Here is a 23,086-nt window from a genome sequence, read left to right on the forward strand (position 1 = left end):
TGTGAGACGGGAAAGGATAGCAGGGGGTGCGCGTGGCTGTCTTGCGAGGGAGAGCTAGCCCACCGCTTCCGTCTCCGCTGCCGCCGCCGGATGCGACACCGGCCACACCGCGGTCAGGCAGGCGATGAAGTACAACCCGCCCACCAGGGCGAAGCCCAGGCCCAGTCCGATGTGCTGCGAGGCCACCCCCACCACCAGCCCCATCACCACCTGGATGAAGGTGCCGAAGAAGTAGAAGGTATTCTGCACCCGCCCCATGAAGTGCTTGGGCACGAGTTCCATCATGGTGGTGGAGATGGAGATGCCGGCGATGCCGCGGGCTGTCCCCATCAGCCCGTAGACGCCCACCGCGAGTGCCAGCCAGCGCGAGTAGGGCAGCAGGAAGAGGCTGGCGGCCAGCAGTCCCATGGAGAGGCCCAGAGCTGGGCGCGCCTTCAGCGCGCGGATCACCGCCGGCGCATACCAGGCGCTCAGGAAGGCGCCCACACCCCAGCCTCCATTGAGCCAGCCGTAGCCCACCGCGCCGCCGTGGAAGACGAGGTCGCTCAGCGGCGCGGTCAGCACGCCCTGGGTGAGCATGGCGCCCAGGAAGAGTGCCCAGCTCGTCCCCAGCAGCACCACGTAGGGCTTGGAGCGCAGGTAGCGCAGGCCTTCGTGCAGTTCCAGCCAGTAGCGCTGGAAGGCGCCCTCCGCGTCCTTCAATTCGGCGGTGATCTCGTGCGGCCTCTGGACTACTTGCTTGCCCTTGCGCACGGCGAAGTAACAGAGGAACGAGACCACGTAGGTGGCGCAGTCGATGAGCAGCACCCCGCCCAGCCCGATATGGTTGTAGACGAAGCCCACCAGCGCGCCTGCCATCAGCCAGCCGCCCTGCACCCCCGCCAGCAGGAAGGTGTTGGCGTGGACGAACTGCGCCTCCGGGGTCAGTTCCTGGATGAGCGCCGTGATGGTGGGCCAGAACATCCAGAAGCCGGCCGCCACCAGGATGTTCATCAGGTAGAGCATCCAGAGCTGCGCCTGGTGGCGCAGCACCAGCACCGCCACGGTCACGATGACCAGGGCGCGGGCCGCGTCCAGCATCATCACCAGATAGCGCCGGTCCTGCCTGTCGATAATCACGCCGGTGAAGGGCAGCATCAACATGGCGGGGATGGTCTGCAGCACCACCAGCAGGCCCAGGGCGGTTTCCGAGTGGGTGGCCTGGAGGATGTACCAGGTCACCGCGGCGGAGTTCATGCCGCTGCCCAGCATGGAGATCACGTTGGCGCCGAAGATGAAGCGCAGCCCGGGCTGCCGCAGGATGCTTTTCATCAGTCCTCCCACTGTAACTGCGGAAGAGGAATTGCGCTACCCTGTGGGACAGACACTTTGGTGTGGAAAACCGGGCGGCCGCCGCGGGAGCTTCGACCGTATAATCCACCTCAGGTGCTCCCCCGGGGGTGATCCCGCTGCGCCTTCCTTGGAGACGCGTAGGGCAGACCGCGGGCTGGGCCGCGCTGGTCTTCCTGGCGCTGGCCGCGGCCGGGCAGAGGCCGCACCCGACGGCCCGTCTCGCCTCCGTTCCCGGCCCCGCCTCGCCGCGCCTGCCGGTGACCTCGGCTTCCTTCGAGGGCAAGAGCGTCGATCTCACCGTGACGCCCGCCGCCGACCTCGGGCGTGCTGCGTTGGTGGGGCCCTGGGACTTCGGCGAGCGTGTCTCCGATCCCAAGCCCCGCGACAAGCGCCTTAACCTCTACCTGGTCTGCCCCGGCCGCCAGCACCACGCCGAGGGCTGGGAAGACTACGACCACAACCTCGTCGTCAACGCCCTTTCCCCGGAGGGCCAGAGCGGGGAGTGGGACGTCTATTACGCCATCGTGCTCGACCCGGCGCTGCGCGAGGATCTGCGGCGCGAGCGCCAGCTCCTGCTGGCCGCCCAATCGCGCTTCGTGCCCGGCGACCTCTACGAACTGGACGACGCTCCCGGCGCCGCCTTCCTGCGCCTCTTCCTCCACGCCGAGACCCTGGAGGACCTGGCGCCCTACCGCCGCCGCGACGGCTCGCTGCCCCGCCTGATCCTGGTACGCGCCGGCTTCGCCGTGCGCGCGACGGCAGTCTCGCCCGAACCGCCTCCGACCCCGACGCCGTCTCCCAAGTAGTTCCCCGCGTTGCATCCGCCGCGCATCGGCGCTAGCATGCCCTCGTCGTCCCATTCTGCGGAGGCACTTATGAGGATCCGCTGCTGCGTGCTGTTCCTGCTGCTTGTCCTGCAGCCGCTGCTCCACGCCCAGGTCACCTCCATCCTGATCCCGGCGGGAACGCCCGAGGACAAGGCCATCCAGGCCATCACCGCGGAGGCCGACGCGCAGAAAAAGACCGCGCTGCTGCAACAGATGGCCAAGGACTTCGCCTCCAATCCCAACGCCGTGGCCTATGCCTGTTCCCAGCTGGCGCAACAGGCGACGGCGGCCGGTGACGCCGCCCAGGCGCTCACCTACCTGGACCAGGCGGTGGCCGCCCAGCCCGACAACCTCGATCTGCTGGTGCTGCGGGTGCAGGCCGCCGTGCAGCTCAAGCAGAACGCCAAGGCGGTGGACAGCGCCGTGCAAGGCGGCACCGCCTACCTGGGCATCGGCAAGGAGGCCAAACCCGCGGGCATGAGCGACGAGGACTTCGCCCGCCACTCCGAGGAAGCCCGCGCCGCCAACAAGAACTCCTACGACTTTCTGGAGAACTCCGCCTACGCCGCCATCTCCGCCGAGAGCGACGCCAAGCTGCGCCTGGACGAGATCGAGCGCTTCAACGCCGCCTTCCCCAAGTCGGCCTACAAGCCGGCGCTCTCCCAGTTGGCCCTCTACGCCCTCCAGCAGGAGGGCAACTGGGACAAGCTCTACGACTTCGGGGAGAAGTTGGTGGCCTCCGACCCGGACAACTTCACCACCCTGGCGCTGCTGGCCAGCGCCTACTCCGAGGACCCCAAGAACGCGCACCTGGACAAGGTGATGGAGTACGGCCAGAAAGCAGTGACGCTGGCCAAGCCCGACGATCCCGCCGCCGATCAGCCGCACAAGCTCTCCGCCGGCCTGGCCTACTCCGCCATGGGCTACGCCCTGATGAAGGAGCGCAAGACCGCCCAGGCGGCCGTGGACCTGAAGAAGGCCGCCGACCTGCTGGAGAGCAACCCCGACGCCTGCGCTCCCGTGCTCTACCGCCTGGGCAACGCCTACGCCATGCTGCGGCGCTACGCCGAGGCGCGCGCCGTGCTCACCAAGGCTGCCGCCATTCCCGGTCCGGTGCAGCAGCCCGCGCGCGTCCTGCTGGAGCAGGTGAAGGAGAAGATGGGGAAGTAGGACCGCGTCCCCGCCTCCGGAGCTAAGAAGGGCTGCCCACTCCTTTGGCGCGCGCCTTGCGCTCCTCCACCGCGGCCACCACTTGGCGGTAGTCCTTCACCCAGAGCTTTTGCAGGTCGGCGCCGTAGCCGGCGATGGCCCAGGGCGCCCGCCGTACCAGCTCCTGCAGCAGGGCGTCGCCGGCGGTCTGGTTGCGCCCCATCTCGATCAGGAAGGTGGTCTTGCTTCGGTCCCAGAGTACGACCGAGTAGGTCTTGCCGGTGGGCACGAAGTTCACCCGGTGCTGCGTGACCTTCTTGTAGAACCAGACCAGGTCCTGCAGGCGCAGCAGCTTCAGCGAGAAGGTGCCGGGACCCAGCAGCCAGGAGGGCGTGAGGACGGCCGACGACCCGAACTTCAGCGCTTGTCCCGAGTTCATCTCCTGGTCGATGTTGGCGGCCAGGTCCATTCCGGGGCCCAGCGTCTGCAGGCGAAGGGCTATGGGGTGGCGGGCGGGGTCCGAGGAATAGCCGGTGCGCAGGATCATGGCCGCGATCACGGCCAACAGCAGGCCGAAGCCAAGGCCCACAAAGCCGGCGGTGCGGAAGCTGTCGCTGGCATCGAGCATGACCGGCAGGAACGATCCTTGCAGGCCCTCCTGGCTGGCCTCGCTGGGCGCCACGATCTTGCTGCGCACCTCCTCCGGGATGGTGGTCAGTTCGCCGGTGAACTTCTTCTGTTCGTTGAGCGGCGCCTTCACCAGCAGGAAGCGATGCCCAACCACCACCGCCACAAACCGGGCTTTCGTCTGCCCGTCCTCCTCTTCGGAGCCGCCGGTGTTGATGGGCTCGCCGGCCGGGATGGTCACGAAGTACTGCCTCAGGGTGCCGGGATCGTTCACCGTGAGCAACTGGAAAGGATCGGTGGGGAACGGCCCGCGGAAGAAGTTGTAGAGATAGCGCCAGCTCGCGGCGGTCGCCAGCAACAGGACCGCCATGGTGACCGCGAAGAACGCCAGGGAGTTGCGGTTGCAGCGCCGGATCTGCTGTGCGATGTAGCCGTCTTCCATCAGGCACCTCGGGCGGGGCAGGGAGAACGTTACCGCAGGAGGGAGGAGGGCGGAATCCTACTTCTTAGGGAGAGCGTTGCTGAGCAGGTGCGCCTTGCCCGCCAGGTTGTAGGCGCGGAGCAGGTCGCCCTCGGCCAAGGCGGCGCGCGCCTGCGCCAGGTAGCTGCGGATCTCATCGACCGTGGCCTGCTCCTCGCGGCTGAGGGGCTGCGCCAGGTTCTGCAGGTTGGCCTCCGTGGCCGCCAGCAACTGCACCGTGCTCTGCCGGGTGCGCTCCGCCTCTTCCGGGGTGAGGCTGGGCGTGAGTTGGCTGCTGGTGGAGGGAGCGCTGCCCTCCGGCACCGTCGTCTTGGCAGGCACGTCCGCGGCCGCTGGAGGAGTTGCCGGTGCCGGGGCCGCGGGCTTTCGTGCCGGATGATGGTTCTTGGACCGCGGCGGGGTCGCCGGGGTCGGCGGTGGAGTCGCCGGCTTGATCTCCGGATGAGTGCTGTTGGTGGGGACTGCGGGCGGCGCCGGCGCCGGCTGGGCGAGGGTGGGCGCCTGCGCCTGCGGCGGCACCGCGGATGCCTTCTTCTTGTGGCATCCTGCCAGCCACAGCACTCCCACCCCTGCCAGCAGCAGGATCCCCGCTCGCGGCCTGGCTCTCAGGATGCTCATCCGGTGCGCGCCGCCACCTCCTGCGGCGCCCGTCCTTCCGCTTCCAGGGCAGGGAAGCGCAGGCGGAAGACCGTGCCCTGGCGGGAATAAGACTCGAACTCCACCGAGCCGTTGTGCAACTGCATCACCCGGTAGGTCATGGCCAGGCCGATGCCGCTGCCCGCCGGCTTGGTGGTGAAGTACAGGTTGAAGACCTTGTCGCGCAGGTCGGGAGGGATGCCCGGGCCCTGGTCGCAGACGTAGATCTCCAGGCCCGGCCCGACGCGGGTGGCGCCCAGGGTGAGCGCGCCGCCCTGGGGCATGGCCTGCACCCCGTTGAGCACCACGTTGAGCAGCGCCTGCTTCACCAGGTCGGCATCCACCTTGACGCGCAGGGGCTGGCGGGGCAGCTCGCGCACGATGCGCACGCCCTGGCGCTCGGCGTCGGGAGCGGCCAGCACTCCCACTTCCTCCACCAGGCGGCGCAGGTCGGTCTCGGCCAGGCGCAGCTCCACCGGGCGGGTGAAGTCCACCAGCGTTTGCACCACGCGGTCGAGGCGCTGGATCTCCTTGCCGATGACCTCCATGTGGCGGCGGGTGTCGGGGTCGGTCTGCTGCAGCTTCTGCCGCAGCACCTCCAGGTGCAGCACGATGGCGTTGATGGGGTTCTTGACCTCGTGGGCCACCCCCGAGGTGAGGCGGCCGATGGCTGAGAGCCGCTGCGAGAGTTCGATCTCGTCCTCGATCCGCTGCACGGACTCGGCGTCATGCAGGGTGAGCAGCGTCCCGATGCGCTCCCCGCGCTCCTCGATGAAATCCAGCGAGACCTGCGGGCGCCGCCCCTCTTCCGCCTGCACCTCGTGGCGTACCAGAGGCTGGCGCAGGCTGTAGGCGTCGAGCACCAGGCTGCCCAACGGCGAGTGCTGGGCGAAGATCTCCCAGATCTCCGCCCCCAGCATCTCTGCCCGCGGCTTACCCAGGAACCGCTCCACCGAGGCGCTCACCAGCACGGCGCGCGCGTCGCGGGTGAACAGCAGGATGCCGTCCTGCAGGTTGGCCATAATCTGGTCGAGGTTCTCCTTCAAGGTGGAGAAGACCTCGCGGGCGTCGCGGATCTGCCGTCCCAGCAGGTCGATCTTGGTGGTGACCGCGCCCACTTCGTCGTCGCGCGCAGGCTCGGGCGTGCCCGCCTGCAACTGCCCGGCGCTGGCCAGATCCAGCCGCCGGCTGATGTCCTCCAGCGGCCGCAACGCCGCGTTGGAGAGCAGCGCCGCCAGCAGCAGCGAGAGCAGCACCGCCACCCCCGAGAACAGCAGCGCGCTCTTCAGCTTGGGCTGCAGCTGGCTCCTCAGGAAGACGGTGGAGATGCCCACGCGGATGCTGCCGAAGGGCTCCCCGTTGCGCTTCACCGGCAGCCGGCGCTCGTAGACACGGGGCTTGCCGAAGACCGCCTCCAGTTGCCGTCGCAGGCTTCCCCGCTCCACCTCCGCGAAATCCTCGCGCTCCGGCAGCACCTTGCCGATCTGGTCGCGATTGGTGTGCAGCAGCACCCGCCCGCGCGTGTCGGTGATCATGACGTCGTAGATGGTGGGCGAATAGCCGACGATGGACTGCAGCAGCGTGTTCAGCCCGGGGTCGGTCTGCAGTACTTCCTCGATGGCGGCGCGCACCTGCTGGGGATCGCGGGTGTCCACGCGGGTGCTGTCCAGATCGGCCTGCAGAGCTTCCTGGGCCGCATCCAGCACCTCGTTGGCCAGGAAGCCCGCGCCCTGGTAGGTATCGTGCACGTCGTGACGCACGATCTGCGAGACGTAGACGGAGGCCAGCCCGGCCACCAGCACCACCACCATCCCGCTGATGGCCAGCACCAGCTTCGTCTTCAGGCGCAGTCGTGGGTGCATGCGTGAGATCCGGACCTCTCCTAGCCTTTGAGGACTCCGATGGGCTCCAGGCGCGCCACCTTCTTGCCGATGCCCGCGCGGTGTACCACCTCGACCACCCGGGCCACGTCCTTGTAGGCGACGGGAGCCTCTTCCGCCAGCCCGCTCAGGGAGCCGGCCCGCACCCCGATGCCGCGCGCCTCCAGCTCCTCGCGCAGGCGCTCCCCGCGCACCTGCTTCTTGGCCCGGGCGCGGCTCATCACCCGGCCCGCCCCGTGGCAGGTGGAGCCGAAGGTTTGCTCCATCGAGCGCTCCGTCCCCAGCAGGATGTAGGAGGCCGTCCCCATCGAGCCCGGCACCAACACGGGCTGGCCCAGGTCGCGCAGGGAGTCGGGTAGCACCGGCGAGCCTGGCCCGAAGGCGCGCGTCGCTCCCTTGCGGTGCACGCACACCTTCATGCTCTGGCCGCCCACCTGGTGCTCTTCCATCTTGGCCATGTTGTGGGCGATATCGTAGACCTGGTGGAGGTCGAAGCTCTCCACCCGCCCGGCCAGCGCCTCTTCCATGGAGCGCCGGATCTGGAATGTGAGCACCTGGCGATTGGCGAAAGCGAAGTTGGCGGCGCAGGCCATGGCCGCCAGGTAGCGCTCGCCTTCCGGCGAGTCCAGGGGCGCGCACACCAGTTCGCGGTCGGGCAGCTCGATGCCGTGCTCCCGCACCGTGCCCTGCAGCCGGCTCACGTAATCCTCGCAGACCTGGTGGCCCAGCCCGCGCGAGCCGCAGTGGATCTGCACCACCACCTGCTCCGGAAACAGCCCCAGGCGCTCGGCGGCCTCGCCGTCGTAGATGGCCGCGATGCGGTCCACCTCGATGAAATGGTTGCCCGCACCCAGGGTCCCCACTTGCGGCCGCCCCCGCTCTTTGGCGCGCGGCGAGACCTGCTCCGGGTCGGCGCCCGCCATGCACCCACCCTCCTCGGTGCGCTCCAGGTCCTGGGGGCGTGCATAGCCCTGGCGCAGGGCCCAGCGCGCGCCCTCGCGCAAGACCTGGTCGAGATCTTCGTGGCTCAGCCGGAAGCCGCCACTCACGCCCACCCCGCTGGGACAGTTGCGGTAGAGCACGGTGAGCAGGCCGTCCAGGTGCGGCCGCACCTCTTCGACGGAGAGCGTGGAGGCCAGCACCCGCACCCCGCAGTTGATGTCGTAGCCCACGCCGCCGGGGGAGATCACGCCCTCGGGGACGCGGGTGGCCACCACCCCTCCGATGGGAAAGCCATAGCCCTGGTGGATGTCGGGCATGGCGATGGCGTACTTGACGATGCCGGGCAGGGTGGCGGTGTTGACCAGTTGCTCGATGGAGCGGTCGGCCAGCGCGTCCTCCAGCAGCGACTCGTCGGCGTAGAGGCGCGCCGGCACCCGCATGTCCTCGCGGAATTCGCGCGGCAGCTCCCACACGTTGCGGGCCACCTGCTGGAAGTCATGCTTGCTCGCGATGGTCTGGGTCTTCTGCATCACACGTCCAGCACCAGGGTGGCCTGCCAGCCCTCCGCCGCCGGTTGCACCCGCAGGTCGTGGAAGGTGACCGCCTTGATGCGCCGGCGCACTTGCGCCTGGGTTCCGCCGCGCACGCGCGCGCTCAGGCGCGTTGCGGAGAGTTCCTCCATCTCGAACTCACTGTACACCTCCCCATGGCGTTCTTGCAGGTAGAGAAGCTCGTTGAGCCAGTTCACCAGCAGGGTCTCGCGATCCACTCCTTCGACCTCGACCCGGCGTTCCTGCCGCGGGGGCGGCAGGCCGCCGCCCTGGAGCGTGAACATGCCGCGGGCGGCGTTGGCGAACAGTTCGGCGGGATCGCGCCCGTAGGCGCAGAAGGCCAGGTCGGCCGTGTGCTCGATCTCTTCGAAGGCCTTCATGACCGGCTACTGAGGCGCGTCGACGGCCACCGCGCTGGCGTTGTACTCCTTCAGCTTGTTGTGCAGCGTCTTCAGGCTGATGCCCAGGATCTCGGCGGCCCGGGTCTTGTTGTTGTTGGTGAACTCCAGCGTCTTCAGGATGAGCAGCCTCTCCGCCTCGTCCACGGTGGTGCCCACGCCCAGGCGCACCGCGTTGGGCTCTTCCACCGCGGGGCGCGGCAGACCCTGCCCGAAGCCCGGCGGCAGGTGCTTGGGCTCGATCTCCGGAGACTGGCAGACGATCACCGCCCGCTCCAGGGTGTTGCGCAATTCCCGCACGTTCCCCGGCCAGGAGTAGTCCTGGAACAGCGACATCACCGCGTCGCTCACCAGGCCCACCTTGCGTCCGTGCTTGCTGTTGACCTCGGCCAGCAGGGCCGGCACCAGTTCGGCCAGGTCCTCTTTGTGCTCGCGCAGCGGCGGCATGGCGATGTGAAAGACGTTGAGCCGGTAGTAGAGGTCCTGGCGCAGCTCGCCCCGGGCCACCGCCTCTTCCGCCACCTTGTTGGTGGCGGCGAGCACGCGCACGTCCACCGGGGTCTCCAGCTTGCTGCCCAGGCGCCGCAGCTTGTGGTCCTCGAGCACGCGCAGCAGCTTGGCCTGGGTGGCCACCGGCATCTCCCCGATTTCGTCCAACAGCAGCGTCCCTTCCTCGGCCAGCTCGAAGCAGCCGGCGCGCCGCTCCAGGGCCCCCGTGAAGGCGCCCTTCTCGTGTCCGAAGATCTCGCTCTCGATCAGGGTTTCGGGAATGGCGGAGCAGTTGATGGCCACGAACGGCCGCCCCTTGCGCGGGCTCATCTCGTGGATGGTGCGCGCCACCAGCTCCTTGCCCGTGCCGCTCTCGCCCGTGATCAGCACCGACGCCGTGGAAGGCGCCACCTGCTCCACCAGCCGGAAGGTCTCCTGCATCTTCTTGGAGGAGCCCACCAGCGAGCCCAGCACGCCGGTGTCGCGCAGCTTGCGCCGCGTGACTTCCAGCTCCCGCTCCGTGCCGCGCTGGCGCGCCGCATTGTTCAAGATGGTGCGCAGCCGGGTCGGGTCGATGGGCTTCTGGATGAAGTCATAGGCGCCGCTCTTCATGGCCTCCACGGCCACGTCGATGGTGCCTTGCGCGGTGAGCAGGATCACCGCCACGGCCTGCGGCTGGGCGGAGATGCGTTCCAGCAGCTCCAGCCCGTCCATGCGCGGCATCTTCAGATCGGTGATCACGATGCCCGGCGACCAGCCCGCCACCTTCTCCAGGCCTTCGACGCCGTCCTTCGCGGTTTCGGCGCGATAGCCCCACGCCGACACCAGCTCGGCCAGCCCGCTGCGCTCGTTCTCCTCGTCCTCCACGATCAGTACTCTTTCCGGTGTCATGACTCCCTCGCTGCCGCTGCCCCGGGAGGAAACCTCCCAGGTACCTGTGCAATTCTTACATGCTTGGCATGCGCCCGTCTCCTCAAAATCAGGACCTACGCTCAAACGGAAATGGTCGTAAGACTTTAGTAATCAACCGCTTCCAGGCGAGCTAGGTGCTGCCGCAAGCCCCTGGGTGCAGCCTTGCATCTGTCTCCCGCCAGGCGGTCATAGTGCTTTTTCACCGCCACTCTGCGACCCCGCCGCCACCACGACCATTGGTGGCGTCGCGGGCGGCGTGGGCCAGACGGTGGGCACCACCACCGGGGTGGCGGGCAATGCGGCGGGGTCCACGGTGGGCGCCACCGCGGGCGCCGCGGGTAACGTTGCCGGCAACGTCGGTCGTTCCGGCGCTATGGCGGCCACCGACGTCTCCGGGCATCTGCTGGCCTCCAGCAGCGGGGTCGTGGGGCTTCCCGGCCTGACCCTGCAATCGGCCGCCTCCAGTGCCACCCAGGGGGCGGTAGTGGCCTCGAGCGGCAAGAACGTCCACCTCGACAGTGGTACCCAGATGGTGTTGCGCGTGGTCAGCCAGTAGATCTAAGTAATTCCCTTGCGCTCCGGCCGGCTTAGGGTACAATCTCGGGTCGGCCGGAGCGGCCCTTTTCAGCCCCCCGGCTGCCTTTCCCGGCCCCGCATTCCACATCCTTTATCCGTACTGATAGCCCTGGAGGCTGGATGTCACGTGGTGCGCAGGTTTCGGCAGCAAAAGCCTCTGGACTTCCCTTGGCCCGTGCTGGAGAATGGGCCGCCACATCCCAGGAGGACAGAATGAAGCCTTCTCTGAGTCCCCGAGCCTTGTTCTTTTTTTTGAGCGTGATGGTGGTCCTGGTGGCGCTGGTGAGCCTGCCGGCGCTGGCCCAGGACACGCCCCCGGCCGCGCCCTCGGCTACGGCCGCCACGTCGTCTTCGTCCAGCCAGGCGCCGCCGCCCTACCATCCGGCCGCTCCCGCCTTTGCCACTCCCAAGCCCAAGCCGGCGCCGGCGGGCGCTTCCGACGAAGGTCCTGACTGGGACAAGCGCTGGGAGGTGGAGTTCCACGGCGGAGGGATGTTAGCCAACACCCCCACCTCCGGCAGCTCCAACCTGCCCAACCCGGGGCTGACCTTTACCACCTTTCTCGGGTTCTCGGACACGCGTCAGGTTCCTTCGTTCTACTTTGGCGATGGCGCGCTGCTCACCAACCAGTTCGTGACCGCGCTGGGTAATCCGAACCTGACCACGGGCGTCACCCCCCTCGACCCCGTGCTCACCAACTCGGTGGTGAAGCGGCGCAATGGCGGCATCTTCGGCGGCCGCCTCAGCTATGAGTTCAGTCCGCGGGTCAACCTGGAAGGCACCTTCGACTACAGCCTGGGTTCGCTGGGCTACACCCCCGGAGCCCTGTTGAATGTCCAGGCCACCAGCGACAGTTGGCAGACCTTCTTCCTGGCGGCCAACTCTCCACTCATCTGCGGCCCGGGCTGCACCGCTGAATCGTCCAGCTCGACGGTCGGCGTTCACACCGATGTGGGCCACAACTACATGCTGACCGGGGCCGTGAACATCAACGCCCTGACCTCGGGCAAGTGGATCCCCTACTTCACGGTGGGCGTGGGCCTGCTAGGGAACACGGGAGACACTCCCTTCATCACCCTGGCGGGCGATTACCAGTACACCTTCGGCGGCCAGACCTACAATGCCATCGACCTGGTGCGGGTGCACACCACCGTCGACGATCGTTCCTTCGTGGGCATCATCGGCGCGGGGCTCAAGTACTACGTGACGCCGCGCTGGGGCATCCGCGCGGACCTGCGCGATTACATCAGTCCCAACAGCATCAGCACCCTGCTGGACGCCAACGGCTCGGAAGTGCAGGTAGGGGCGGGTGGGTTTTGCGCCGCTTTTGGCGTGACCCCTGACATCCAGGACTGCAATAACCCCGCGGTCGGCGTCTCCACCCTGTCGGCCTTCCCCTTCACCAACTTCCGCACCTTCTCCGGCTCCGGGGCCATGCACCAGGTGGCCATCACCGCCGGCGTCTTCTACCGCTTCGGGGGTGGGCCGTCAGTGCCCACCAGCGCCTCCTGCTCGGTGTCGCCCACCGAGGTATACGCGGGCGAGCCGGTGCAGGCCAGCGCCAGCCCCAGCGGCTTCAATCCTAACCACACCCTGAACTACAACTGGACCTCGACCGGGGGCGCGATCAGCGGCACCGGGGCCACTGCCAACGTGGACACCAAGGGCCTGAATCCGGGCAGCTACACCACCCACGTGCACGTCAGCGATCCCAAGAGTTCCAAGGCTACCGCCGATTGCGACGCCACCTTCGCCATCAAGGAGCGCCCCAAGCACCCGCCCGAGATCTCCTGCTCGGCCAATCCGGCGACGGTGCAATCGGGCACTCCCTCCACCATCACCTGCTCGTGCTCGACGCCGGACAGCGGGCCGGAGTACCAGCCGGCGGTCACCACCAGTATCGGCAACTGGTCCGCCAGCGCAGGCCGCGTGAGCGGCAGCGACGGCAGCGCCACCCTGGATACGGCGGGAGTGGGAGCAGGACCGGTGACCGTGAGCGCCACCTGCACCGACAACCGCGGCCTGTCCTCGCCGGGTTCGGCGACGGTGAACGTCGAGGTCGCGCCGGCGCCGCCCCAGGCCTCCAAGGTGAATGACTGCGAGTTCAAGCCCAAGGCCAAGCCGGCGCGCGTGGACAACGAGTGCAAGGCCAAGCTCGACGACTACGCTCTGGCCCTGCAGCGCGACGCCGAGGCCAAGGGAGTGATCGTGGGCTCTTACGACGAGAAGGAAGGCAAGAACGCGAAGGCGGCGCGCAACCTGGCCGCCCAGCGCGCTGCCAACACCAAGGAGTACCTGGTCAAGGAGAAGGGGATCGATCCCGGACGGCTGGAGACCCGTGTGGATGGGGCCAGCGGTCGCATGGTTGAGAATTGGATCGTTCCCGCGGGCGCCAGCTTCACCCAGGAAGGCACTGAGGTGGTGACCCAGAAGGCCACCCCCGGCGCCTACGGCATGGGCAAGAAGAAGGCCCCGAAGAAGACCCAGTAACCCTTGGGGAGTCAAGAAAGTAAACTCTGGCCGGTCGGGACCAGCCCGACCGGCCTATACTTTTTGAGTCTTCAGTAACTTGCCGCGGGAACCTGGTGTCAGGCATTCTGTGGCGACACGATCGCATCCGGCCGAGCTCGAAGGGGATTTATGTCGTTTCCGGCGAACTCCGACTTCCGCGGCGGTAAGCTCCTGCTGGCGGTGCTGCTCTTCCTGCTGCCCGCGGCCCTCTACGCCGCCACTCCCTGGGTCCCGCTGGGTCCCGACGGCGGCGACGTCCGCAGTCTCGCCTACGACCCTCAGAACCCCGACCGCATCTACCTGGGCACCAGCGCCGGGCAGATGTTCCTCTCCACCGACGGCGGCGCCTCCTGGTCGCGCTTCACCCACCTGGGCGAGCGCTTCGACTACGTTCTCGACCACATCCTGATCGATCCCGCCGACTCCAGCACCCTCTACGTCTCCGCCTGGAGCGTGGAGAACGCGGGCGGCGACGTCTTCCGCAGCCGCGACGGCGGCAAGACCTGGGAGACCCTGCCCGGCCTGCACGGCAAGTCGGTGCGCGCCCTGGCCCTGGCCGCCTCCGACCCCCGCACCCTGGTGGCGGGCGCGCTCGACGGCGTCTTCCGCAGCCGCGACGCCGGCGATACCTGGGAGCGCATCTCCCCCGAGCACCACGCCGAGATCAAGAACATCGAGTCGGTGGCCATCGATCCCAGGAACCCCGACATCGTCTATGCCGGCACCTGGCACCTGCCCTGGAAGACCGAGGACGCGGGCAAGACCTGGCACAGCATCAAGAAGGGCCTCATCGACGACTCCGACGTCTTCTCCATCATCGTCGATCCGCACGATCCCAGCGTCGTCTACCTGAGCGCCTGCTCCGGCATCTACAAGAGCGAGAGCGCCGCCGAACTCTTCCACAAGATCCAGGGCATGCCCTTCTCCGCCCGCCGCACCCGCATGCTCAAGCAGGACCCCAACCATCCCGAGGTCGTCTATGCCGGCACCACCGAAGGCCTGTGGAAGACGGGCGACGCGGGCAAGACCTGGAAGCGCATGACCCCGCCCAACATCATCCTGAACGACGTGCTGGTGGACCCGCGCAACTCCGACCATGTGCTGGTGGCCACCGACCGCAGCGGGGTGATGGTCTCCAACGACGCCAGCCTCAGCTTCGCCGCCTCCAACCGCGGCTTCGCCCACCGCCAGGTGAGCGCGGTGCTGGTGGACCGCGAGGATGTCAGCACCCTCTATGCCGGGCTGGTCAACGACAAGGAGTTCGGCGGGGTCTTCGTCTCCCGCGACACCGGGCGGCACTGGACGCAGATGAGCGCCGGGCTGGACGGCAGCGACGTCTTCAGCCTGCAGCAGGCCGAAGACGGCACCCTGCTGGCCGGCACCAACCACGGCGTCTTCGTGCGCGGCCGGCGCGACCCGCAGTGGCGGCCCGCCAACACCCTGATCACGGAGAAGCTGGTGCCGGCGCGCTGGACCCGCAAGGGCGCCAAGCCCGCGCCCCCGCGACGCGTCACCGAGACCTCGGAGCTGCGCGCTCGCGTGGCCCAACTGACGGTCACCCCCGGCCGCTGGCTGGCCGCCACCTCCGCCGGCGTCTTCGTTTCCACCGACGCCGGGCGCACCTGGCGCGGCGGCCCCGTGCTGGGCAATCTCGACTTCGTCTCCCTGCGCGCCCGCGGGCCGATGGTCGCGGCCGCCACCCCCAAGTCCGTGGTCGTCTCCCTGGATGGGGGCACGCAGTGGTTTCCCGCCGCCCTGCCCGCCTACGTCACCGCGGTCTATGGCGTGAGCCTGGATGCCGGCGGGATGCTGTGGGCGGCCACCCGCGAAGGCGCCCTGGTCAGCCGCGACAACGGTGAGACCTGGGAGCACGTGATGAACGGCCTCCCCGCCCGCCACGTCACCTCGATCTTCAGCCAGGACGATGGCAAGCGCCTGCTCGCCACCGCCAGTGTCGGCCTTTACGAGAGCAACGACGCCGGGCGCAGTTGGCGGCTGGCCGCCTCCGGCTTGCCCCTGCGCGGTCTGACCTCGGCCGGCGGGCGCCTCTTCGCCACCACCACCTTCGACGGCATCGTCGCCGAACCCCTGGGAGGAGAGGCGGAATCCACCGCCTCTGCCCCTGCCGGCGCCGGCAACCGCCGGCCGCAGTAAGCGGCTGCCCACGGGTGGCGCCGGAGTCCGGGAAGGCCTGGCGACCCCGCGGCTCGCTCCCTCACGCGGCCCCGTGATACCTTGTCGCGCATGCAGCATGGCATTCTGGGCGCGGGCGGCGTGGGCGGCCTGATCGCCGCGGTGCTGGCCCGGGCCGGCGATTCGGTCACCCTCATCGTCCGCCCCCAGGCGGTGGACGTCTATCCGCGCGTGCTCTCCCTGGAGAGCCGCTGGGGGGATTTCTCCGTCCCGGTCTCCGTAAGTGCCGCCGTCACCCGCCCGCTCGATCTTCTGTGGATCGCCGTGAAGGCGACCCAGCTCGAGGCCGCCCTGGAGAGCGTTCCTGGGCAAGCCCAGATCGGCTCCGTGGTGCCACTGCTCAACGGTGTGGAGCACGTGGCGCGCCTGCGCCGCCGCTTCGGGGATGAACGCGTCGTGCCCGCCACCATCGCCGTCGAGAGCGAGCGCGTCGCCCCCGGGAGGATCGTCCACCGCTCTCCCTTCGCGCGCCTGAACGTGGCGGCGAGCGGGCGTCCTCGCCTGGAGGCCTCGCTCGAGCACCTCCGCCGCTTCGGCTTCGAGTGCAGGTTCGTGGAGAGCGAGAGCACGCTGCTGTGGAGCAAGCTCGTGTTCCTGGCGCCCATCGCCCTCTCCTGCACCGCGACCGCCCTTCCCATCGACCTGGTGGTGGCCGATCCTGCCGCCCGGGCGCGGCTGGAGGCCAGCGTGCGCGAGGCCTGCGCGGTGGCCGCCGCCGCGGGCGCCTCGGTGGATGCCGCCGCCGTGATCGCCGGCATCGCCGGGCTGCCGCCCGGCATGCGCGCTTCCATGCAGAAGGACGTGGAGGCGGGCCGGACGCCCGAGCTGGACGCCATCGCGGGTCCCATCCTGCGCGGCGCCCAGGCCCACGGCCTCGCCGCTACGGCCACCCAGGAACTGGTCGCCGCCGTGCGCCAACGGATGGCGCAGCCGCGCTAGAGCTTCCTGCGGGTTGGCCTCCGCATTCCCGGTCCTTCCCACATTGGGAAAACCAAGGAATCTCGTCTAACGCCTTGACCGTCCAGCCCATTACGCCAGCCGCGGCTCTGGTTGCGAGCCCCGGTCGTTCCATTATGGGAACACTGGCCCAGAACTTTCCCAACCTCGTTCTGTGCAACTCCCGCTCCGGGAAGCAGTTGGAAGGATTCCCACGCGCGGAAGCCGGATTGCTCTGGAAACAGCGGAGGTTGCATCCACGGCCATGCCCGCTCCCAGCCCAGCGCGCGCCGCGCCGCCCGGTGGTCCCACCCGGTCTCAACTGGCGGACTTGGGACGCCTGGCCGGCGGCGTAGCCCACGAGTTCAACAACCTGCTGACCGCCATCCAGATCCATGCCGGGCTGCTCCTGGAGCGGCTTCCCCCCGAACATCCGGCGCGCCCCTCGGCCCAGGAGATCCGCCTGGCCGCCGAGCAGGGGGCGTTGCTGGTGGAGCAACTCTCCCGGCTCTCCCGCCGCCAGCCTGCGCAGCCGCAGGTGGTGGACCTGGACCGGATGATCGCCGGCCTGGCGGAGATGCTGCAGCACCTGATCGGGGAGCACATCCGGTTGCGTCACCAGCCCGCCTCCCGGCCCGCCCGGGTGCGCGTCGATCCCGCGCAGTTGCGCCAGGTCATCCTCAACCTGGTGCTGAACGCCCGCGACGCCATGCCCTCGGGCGGCTGCCTGACCCTGGCCACCTCGCACCACGAAATCGCCGCCGAGCAGGCCCTCCGGCATCCCGGCCTGGAGCCCGGTCCCTGCGTGCGCCTGGCGGTCGCCGACACCGGTTCGGGGGTGGACGCACTCGCCCGCCGCCACCTGTTCGAGCCTTACTTCACCACCAAGCCGCCGGGGCGGGGCAGCGGCCTGGGCCTGCCCGCCGTCTACGGCCTGGTGCAGCAGAACCGCGGTAGCGTCTGGCTGGAGAGCGAGCCCGGGCAGGGAACCACCGTCTACCTGCTGCTGCCGGTGGCCCCGGCTTCGTCCTCCGCCCGGGCGGAGCCGGAAGCGGAAGAGGCCGCGGTCGCGGGCGGCTCTGAGACCATCTTGCTGGTGGAGGATGCGGAGGTGGTGCGGCGCGCCCTGGCGGCCGGCCTGGCGGCCTACGGCTATCGCGTGCTGGAAGCCGCCGACGGCCCCCAGGCGCTGCGCCTGGCCGCGCAGCACCCCGGCGCCATCGACCTGGTGCTCACCGACGTAGTCTTGCCCGGCCTGAACGGGCGGGAGCTGGCCTGGCGGATGGACTCCAGCCACGCCGGCACCCCCGTGCTCTACATCTCCGGCTACGGCGAGGTCGTGGCGGGGTGCCCGCTGGCGCGCCCGCTCACCTTCGCCAAGCCCTTCGACGCGGCCCGCCTGGCGCGCCAGGTGCGCCGCCTGCTCGCGGGCCGGCGCCGGCCCGGCAAGAAAAGCGCTTGAGGGGTGGACTCCCCCGAAGGGAGGGCTACAATGGGATTGGTAGCGACCATGCCCGCCACCGCCGAGGTTTTGCGTACCGATCTGCTGAACCTGCTGATCGTCGACGACGACCGCGCCGTCCGCGAAGGTTGCCGCGAGGTTGGGCAGGCGCTGGGCTTCCAGACCTGCGTCGCCGAGGACGCCGCCCACGCCTATCGCCTTCTGGACGCGCGCAGCATCGACGTGGTGCTGCTCGACCTGAAGCTCCCCGGCGCTCACGGCCTCGAGGTCTTGCAGCAGGTGCGCCGCCGCCGTCCCCAGGCTGAGGTCATCGTCATCACCGGCTTCGCCACCGTGCAGTCGGCGGTCACGGCCATGAAGAACGGCGCCTGCGACTACGTCACCAAGCCTTTCAACGTGGAGGAGTTGCGCGCCCTGCTGGAGCGCGCCGCCCGCCATATCAAGCTGGCCGGCGAGAACCGCCTGCTGCGCGAGAAGGTGCGCTCCAAGCAGGGCTTCGGCAACCTCATCGGCCGCTCCCCGGAGATGGAGAAGATCTACCGCATCATCGCCAAGGCTGCCTCCAGCTCCCACCCCGTGCTCATCCTGGGAGAGAGCGGCACCGGCAAGGAGCTGGTGGCCCGCTCCATCCACTTCTCCGGACCCAACCGCGACCGCCCTTTCATCCCGGTGGACTGCGGCTCCCTGGTCCCCACCCTGATCGAGAGCGAGCTCTTCGGCTACGTGCGTGGCGCCTTCACCGGCGCCGCCCGCTCCAAGGAAGGTCTGCTGGCCATCGCCAACGGCGGCACCGTCTTCCTGGACGAGGTCGCCGAACTCCCCGTGGACTTGCAGGCCAAGCTGCTGCGCGCCATCCAGGAGAAGGAGATCCGGCCGGTGGGCAGCACCCGCCGCGTCCCCATCCAGGTACGCATCCTGGCCGCCACCAACCGCGAACTCGATACCCTGGTGGAGCAGGGCTCCTTCCGCAAGGACCTTTACTTCCGCCTCAACGTGCTGGCTCTGCGCATTCCGCCCCTGCGCGAGCGCAAGCCGGACATCCCCTTGCTGGTGGGGCACTTCCTGGAGCGGCTGACGCGGGTGGACGGCGTGGAGCGCACCCTCAGCGACGACGCCCTCAAGGTGTTCATGAACTACGACTGGCCGGGCAACGTGCGCGAATTGGAGAACTGCCTGGAGCGCGCCAGTGCTATGAGTTCCGGCCCTCTCATCCACCTGGCCGACCTGCCCACCAACCTGCAGGACTCGCGGGTGCGTCCGCTCGCCGGGCCCGGGACCCCGCGCGTGGTTCCCATCGCCGAATTGGAAAAACAGGCCATCCTCTCGACCATCGAGCAGGTGCACGGCGACAAGCTGCTGGCCGCCCGGCTGCTGGGCATCGGCAAAACCACGCTCTATCGCAAGCTGAAGGAATACGCCGCGCGGGAGGAGCCGGGCGAGGCGGGAGGGCGGCCATGATCCTGCTCATCGCCAACAACAAGTCCGCCAACGAATGCGCCGCCGCCATGCAGCGCGCCACCGGGGAGCGCGTGCGCGTGGCCGCCGACTTCCGCCGCGCCACCGCCGCCCTGCGCGCCGGCGATTTCTCGGCCGTGGTGGTGGACCAGTCCTTCTGGGACCTGGATCCCGCCGGCGGCGAGCTGCTGCTGCAGCGCGCCGGGACCGCCATCCCGGTGATCGTGAACCTGGCCATCAGCGGGCGCGAGCGCGTGGTGCGCAGCGTGCGCGCCGCCCTCTACCGCCGCGAGCGCGAGCAGCGCCTGGCCATGAAGGCCGCCGCCACCATGCTGCGCAACGAACTCAACAGCTCGGTCACCGGCATCCTGCTCTCCTCGCAGCTCGCCCTGGCCACGCCCTCCTTGCCCCCGGCCCTCGAGGTTAAACTGCGCTCCCTCGCCGAGGCCGCCGAGCAGATGCGCTCCCGCCTGCAGCGCTAGCCGCCGACGGCCAAAGCCAACGACCAACGACAGGACCCCGCTCTGTGTCCTTCGTGTGCCCTTTGTGCCCTTTGGGGTGAGCTTTGTTCTTGACCGACAGCCGAGGGCCGACGGCCGACGGCTCCCCTAGAACGAGAACAGGTACGACAGCTTCACAAACACCTCGTTTCCCAGGTCGGAGGGCTGCAGGGGCACGTGCCGCTGGTGGTTGTAGCCGAGGAAGAGCGCGCTGCGCGCCGTGAAGTCGTAGGCCACCAGCGAATTCACGCTCAGGTTGTGGCCGTGGATGTCGCTCTCGTACTGGGCCAGCACCCGCGCCCGCAGCTTGGGGGTGAACTGGTAGGTGGTGCGCGAGATCAGGAAGCGCCGGTCCTGGAAGGGCCGGCCGCCGTCCTGGTACTCGCTGATGTAGATGGCGGTGGCGTCCCAGTTCAGATGGCTGCCCACCAACGCCGTCAGGCCGGCGGTGTACTGGTGGAAGAAGCCGTGGAAGTTCTCGTTGAACTGGGTCATCTTGCCGTGCGCGTACTGGAAGAGGAGGTACCACCGCCGCGTCCGGTTGGTGGAGAGCTGCAGCGCCCAATTGGGGTCCAGGTACAGCCGGGTGCAGGCCAGGTTGACCGTGCACACCCGCCCAAAGTCCGGGGTGAAAAAAAAGAAACGGGTGCGGTCGTAGCTGTAGCCGGCCGCGAAGTCCCAGAAGTTCTTGAACTGCACCTCCAGGTTGCCGCTGGCCCCGGAGCTCTCCAGCTCTCCCTGGGTGCCGTTGCCCTCGCCGTAGTCCAGGGTGGCGAAGATCTGGCGGATACCGTAACGGTTGATGAAGGGCTTGTACTCCGCCGTCATCTCTCCGCTCCAGCGGTCCACCTCCGGCTCGAAGCCGGTGCTGCTGACGTTCACCTTGTTGCCCAGGAACTTGCCCGCGCTCTGGAAAAAGTACTGTTCCGAGTCGTAGGTGAACGTGGACTGCCAGCCCAGGTGCTGGGCGTCGAAGCCGGGGTTCAGGGCGTTGAAGTTCATCATGAACTGCGAGGCCCAGGTGACGTGCTGGCCGTGCCGGATGCTGAGGTCCACCGCCTGCGTGCTCTCGCTCTCGCTGAGCACGTTGCCGGCGGCGTCGCGCGCGATGGGGTCTTGCTGCAGCCGGTTCACGGAGATGAACCCGAGGGCCGACTTTTGCAGGATGCCGTGCTGCAGCCGCAGCACTCCGAAGAACGCTCCCGGCTCGGTCTCGACCGCGCCCGTGTTGGGATCGGTGAACTCGGTGCGCTGGGTCAACGCCTCCAGCGCCCCGATGGTCCAGCCGCGCGCCTGTCCGGTGAGCTTCAGTCCTTCGTAGATGCGCTGCGGCTCGCCGTCGGGGAGCCGCGCTCCCACCCGCCGCGAGAAGAACAGGTCCATCGGGGTCTGGAAGTAGTTGGCGCCTTCGGTGAAGAACTTGCGCTTCTCCGGGAAGAAGATCTCGAAGCGGGAGATCTGGCTGGTGAACTCGTCGGCCTCGGTCTCGGCGAAGTCGGGGTTGAGGGCGAGGCTGGCGGTGAGGTTGCCGGCCAGACCGTAGCGCGCGTCCAGGCCTCCGGCCCCGGAAACGCCGTTGAGCTGTGGCGCCCAGTTCACCCGCCGGTAGGTGGTGCTGCCGTAGGGGATCAGTTCCAGGTTGCGGCCCACGTGCACGTCCTCCAGCCCCACCAGCAGCCCCGCCTTGGAGGGCTTCATGATGCCGTCGTAGCGGCTCACCGGCTGCCAGGAAGCGCTCTCGTTCTTGCGCGGGATGGTGCGGTTGATGTTGAAGCCCCACACCTGCGTGCCCGCGTGCGACACCCGGATGGACTTGAAGGGAATGACCACCTCGATCGACCAGCCCCAGTCCTCCACCTTGCCGGCGCTGTACCAGATGCCGTCCCAGCTCGGGTCGATGATGCCGAAGCCGCTCCCGCCCCGGCTCTCGTCTTCCAGTCCGTCGAACTGGACGCCCAGGTCGTTGATGCTGAAGTAGAAAGCGGTGCGCCGGTCGTGGAAGGTGTCGAGCATGATGTCGATGCTGTCGGAGCCGGTGCGCCCGTCGTGCGGCCCCAGCCGGTGGATGATCCCCTTGGCCCCGGAGTCGTAGCACTTGATGCCGAAGTAAATGTTGTTGGCGTCGAAGAAGATGCGCACCTCGGTCTTCTCGCTGACCGGGGCGCCCAGGTTGGGATCGGTCTGCACCAGGTCGCCGAAAGGCTGGACCTGCTGCCACACCGGCTCGTCCAGCTTGCCGTCCACCTTGATGTGGGGGTTGTCGATGCGGTGGATCACCCAGGTCTTGGTGGGCACGTTGCTGACGTCCTGCTGCGTCTGTCCCAGGGCAGGGCAGAGCGCGGCCAGCAGCAGCAGCGGGATGAGGACGTGTCGCAGCAAGCCCGAGATTATACCGGGGGTCAGCTCTGCGGCGAGGTGCCCGGCGCGATTCCGCCCGCTCGGAAAGAGCGCGGCTTGAGCTACTTCTCCCTGGCCACCACGTAATCCGGGATCAGCAGCAGCGCCCGCTTGATCTCCGACTCGGGGAAGCCGTAGAGCCCCAGGCGCGCCGCCTCGGCGTACTCGCTGGCGCGCGCCAGCGCCGCCTCCACCGATTCGTAGCGGTTCAGGATCTCCAGCACCTGCGGGTGGGTGACGCTGCGGAAGGCGCCCTCGCGGAGCACCGTCTCGACGGCTTCGCGCTCTTCCGGCGTGCTGCGCTCCAGCGCATGGATCACTGCCAGCGTGGCCTTGCCCTCGCGCAGGTCGCTGCCCACGGGCTTGCCCAGCACCTGCTCGGAGGCGGTGAGGTCGAGCACGTCGTCCACGATCTGGAAGGCCATGCCCAGGTCGCGCCCGTACTGCGCCAGGCGGTTCTCCTGCTCTTCCGTCGCCCGCCCCAGGATCGCTCCCAGCCGCATGCACACCGAGAACAGGCAGGCGGTCTTGCGGAAGATCAGGTCGAAATGCTCCTCCGCGGTGATGATCTGTCCCAGCTTCTCCACCTGCAGCAGCTCGCCCTCCACCATCTTCTGGGTCAGCTCGATGAGCACGTCCAGGATGCGGAAGTTGCGCTCCTCCACCGCGATCTTGAAGGCCTGCATGTACAGCCAGTCGCCCGCCAGCACGCACTTCGAGTTGCCCCACTGCGTATTGGCTGCCGGACGTCCTCGCCGGGTCCGGGCTTCGTCAATAATGTCGTCGTGCACCAGCGTCGCCGTGTGAATGATCTCCACCACCGCTCCCAGCG

The 23,086-nt window shown here is 68.5% G+C and carries 18 protein-coding genes; 9 read left to right on the forward strand and 9 right to left on the reverse strand.

Annotated features, from left to right (window positions below):
* Positions 1 to 54: 54 nt before the first annotated feature.
* Positions 55 to 1,311 carry an MFS transporter gene (locus VEG08_05255; protein ID HXZ27391.1) on the reverse strand — a complete coding sequence of 419 codons (1,257 nt, stop codon included), beginning with the start codon at positions 1,309 to 1,311 and terminating at the stop codon, positions 55 to 57.
* Between the two features lie 128 nt (positions 1,312 to 1,439).
* On the opposite strand from VEG08_05255, the gene VEG08_05260 reads away from it, so the two are divergent.
* Together VEG08_05260 and VEG08_05265 are read left to right on the forward strand one after the other, a co-directional pair.
* Positions 1,440 to 2,138 carry a hypothetical protein gene (locus VEG08_05260; GenBank protein HXZ27392.1) on the forward strand — a complete coding sequence of 233 codons (699 nt, stop codon included), beginning with the start codon at positions 1,440 to 1,442 and terminating at the stop codon, positions 2,136 to 2,138.
* Positions 2,139 to 2,207: 69 nt separating this feature from the next.
* A complete protein-coding gene (locus VEG08_05265; GenBank protein ID HXZ27393.1) occupies positions 2,208 to 3,329 on the forward strand; it encodes a tetratricopeptide repeat protein in 1,122 nt (373 codons plus the stop codon).
* Between the two features lie 22 nt (positions 3,330 to 3,351).
* Here VEG08_05265 and VEG08_05270 read toward each other — a convergent pair whose 3' ends face one another.
* The 6 genes from VEG08_05270 to VEG08_05295 are packed head-to-tail and all read right to left on the reverse strand — an operon-like array spanning position 3,352 to position 10,203.
* Entirely contained in the window at positions 3,352 to 4,377 is a 1,026-nt protein-coding gene (locus tag VEG08_05270; GenBank protein HXZ27394.1) for a DUF6709 family protein, read from the reverse strand.
* A 57-nt stretch (positions 4,378 to 4,434) separates the two neighbouring features.
* Positions 4,435 to 5,034: a hypothetical protein gene (locus VEG08_05275; protein ID HXZ27395.1), complete on the reverse strand. Its 600-nt coding sequence runs from the start codon at positions 5,032 to 5,034 to the stop codon at positions 4,435 to 4,437.
* Complete coding sequence (locus tag VEG08_05280) at positions 5,031 to 6,914, reverse strand: ATP-binding protein (GenBank protein ID HXZ27396.1); 1,884 nt, start codon at positions 6,912 to 6,914, stop codon at positions 5,031 to 5,033. Before VEG08_05280 ends, VEG08_05275 begins: the two co-directional genes overlap by 4 nt.
* Positions 6,915 to 6,934: 20 nt before the next feature.
* Positions 6,935 to 8,404, reverse strand: coding sequence for an RtcB family protein (locus VEG08_05285; protein ID HXZ27397.1), 1,470 nt, complete (start codon positions 8,402 to 8,404; stop codon positions 6,935 to 6,937).
* Positions 8,404 to 8,805 carry an archease gene (locus tag VEG08_05290; protein HXZ27398.1) on the reverse strand — a complete coding sequence of 134 codons (402 nt, stop codon included), beginning with the start codon at positions 8,803 to 8,805 and terminating at the stop codon, positions 8,404 to 8,406. The genes VEG08_05285 and VEG08_05290 overlap by 1 nt, the downstream gene beginning before the upstream one ends.
* Positions 8,806 to 8,811: 6 nt before the next feature.
* Positions 8,812 to 10,203: a sigma-54 dependent transcriptional regulator gene (locus VEG08_05295; protein HXZ27399.1), complete on the reverse strand. Its 1,392-nt coding sequence runs from the start codon at positions 10,201 to 10,203 to the stop codon at positions 8,812 to 8,814.
* Positions 10,204 to 10,480: 277 nt separating this feature from the next.
* Between VEG08_05295 and VEG08_05300 the strand changes: the two genes are divergently transcribed.
* The 7 genes from VEG08_05300 (at position 10,481) to VEG08_05330 (ending at position 19,839) form a co-directional block, all read left to right on the forward strand.
* Positions 10,481 to 10,780, forward strand: coding sequence for a hypothetical protein (locus VEG08_05300; protein HXZ27400.1), 300 nt, complete (start codon positions 10,481 to 10,483; stop codon positions 10,778 to 10,780).
* Positions 10,781 to 11,013: 233 nt separating this feature from the next.
* On the forward strand, positions 11,014 to 13,290 hold the full coding sequence (locus VEG08_05305) for an OmpA family protein (GenBank protein HXZ27401.1): 2,277 nt from the start codon (positions 11,014 to 11,016) through the stop codon (positions 13,288 to 13,290).
* A gap of 150 nt (positions 13,291 to 13,440) precedes the next feature.
* Positions 13,441 to 15,465, forward strand: a complete 2,025-nt coding sequence (locus VEG08_05310; GenBank protein ID HXZ27402.1) for a transcriptional regulator — start codon at positions 13,441 to 13,443, stop codon at positions 15,463 to 15,465.
* Positions 15,466 to 15,555: 90 nt separating this feature from the next.
* A complete protein-coding gene (locus VEG08_05315) occupies positions 15,556 to 16,443 on the forward strand; it encodes a 2-dehydropantoate 2-reductase (GenBank protein HXZ27403.1) in 888 nt (295 codons plus the stop codon).
* A gap of 262 nt (positions 16,444 to 16,705) precedes the next feature.
* Positions 16,706 to 17,902, forward strand: a complete 1,197-nt coding sequence (locus VEG08_05320; protein ID HXZ27404.1) for an ATP-binding protein — start codon at positions 16,706 to 16,708, stop codon at positions 17,900 to 17,902.
* Between the two features lie 30 nt (positions 17,903 to 17,932).
* A complete protein-coding gene (locus VEG08_05325) occupies positions 17,933 to 19,360 on the forward strand; it encodes a sigma-54 dependent transcriptional regulator (GenBank protein ID HXZ27405.1) in 1,428 nt (475 codons plus the stop codon).
* Complete coding sequence (locus VEG08_05330; protein ID HXZ27406.1) at positions 19,357 to 19,839, forward strand: hypothetical protein; 483 nt, start codon at positions 19,357 to 19,359, stop codon at positions 19,837 to 19,839. Before VEG08_05325 ends, VEG08_05330 begins: the two co-directional genes overlap by 4 nt.
* A 126-nt stretch (positions 19,840 to 19,965) precedes the next feature.
* Here the strand turns inward: VEG08_05330 and VEG08_05335 are convergent, their stop codons facing one another.
* Together VEG08_05335 and VEG08_05340 are read right to left on the reverse strand one after the other, a co-directional pair.
* The gene (locus tag VEG08_05335; GenBank protein ID HXZ27407.1) at positions 19,966 to 22,236 is read right to left on the reverse strand and encodes a DUF5916 domain-containing protein; all 2,271 of its coding nucleotides are present in this window, start codon (positions 22,234 to 22,236) and stop codon (positions 19,966 to 19,968) included.
* 80 nt (positions 22,237 to 22,316) lie between these two features.
* Positions 22,317 to 23,086 (reverse strand): polyprenyl synthetase family protein (locus VEG08_05340; GenBank protein ID HXZ27408.1); only part of this gene is annotated, 770 nt, incomplete at its 5' end.

It is taken from the genome of Terriglobales bacterium, assembly GCA_035624475.1.
In the GTDB taxonomy this organism is placed as follows: domain Bacteria; phylum Acidobacteriota; class Terriglobia; order Terriglobales; family Acidobacteriaceae; genus DASPRL01.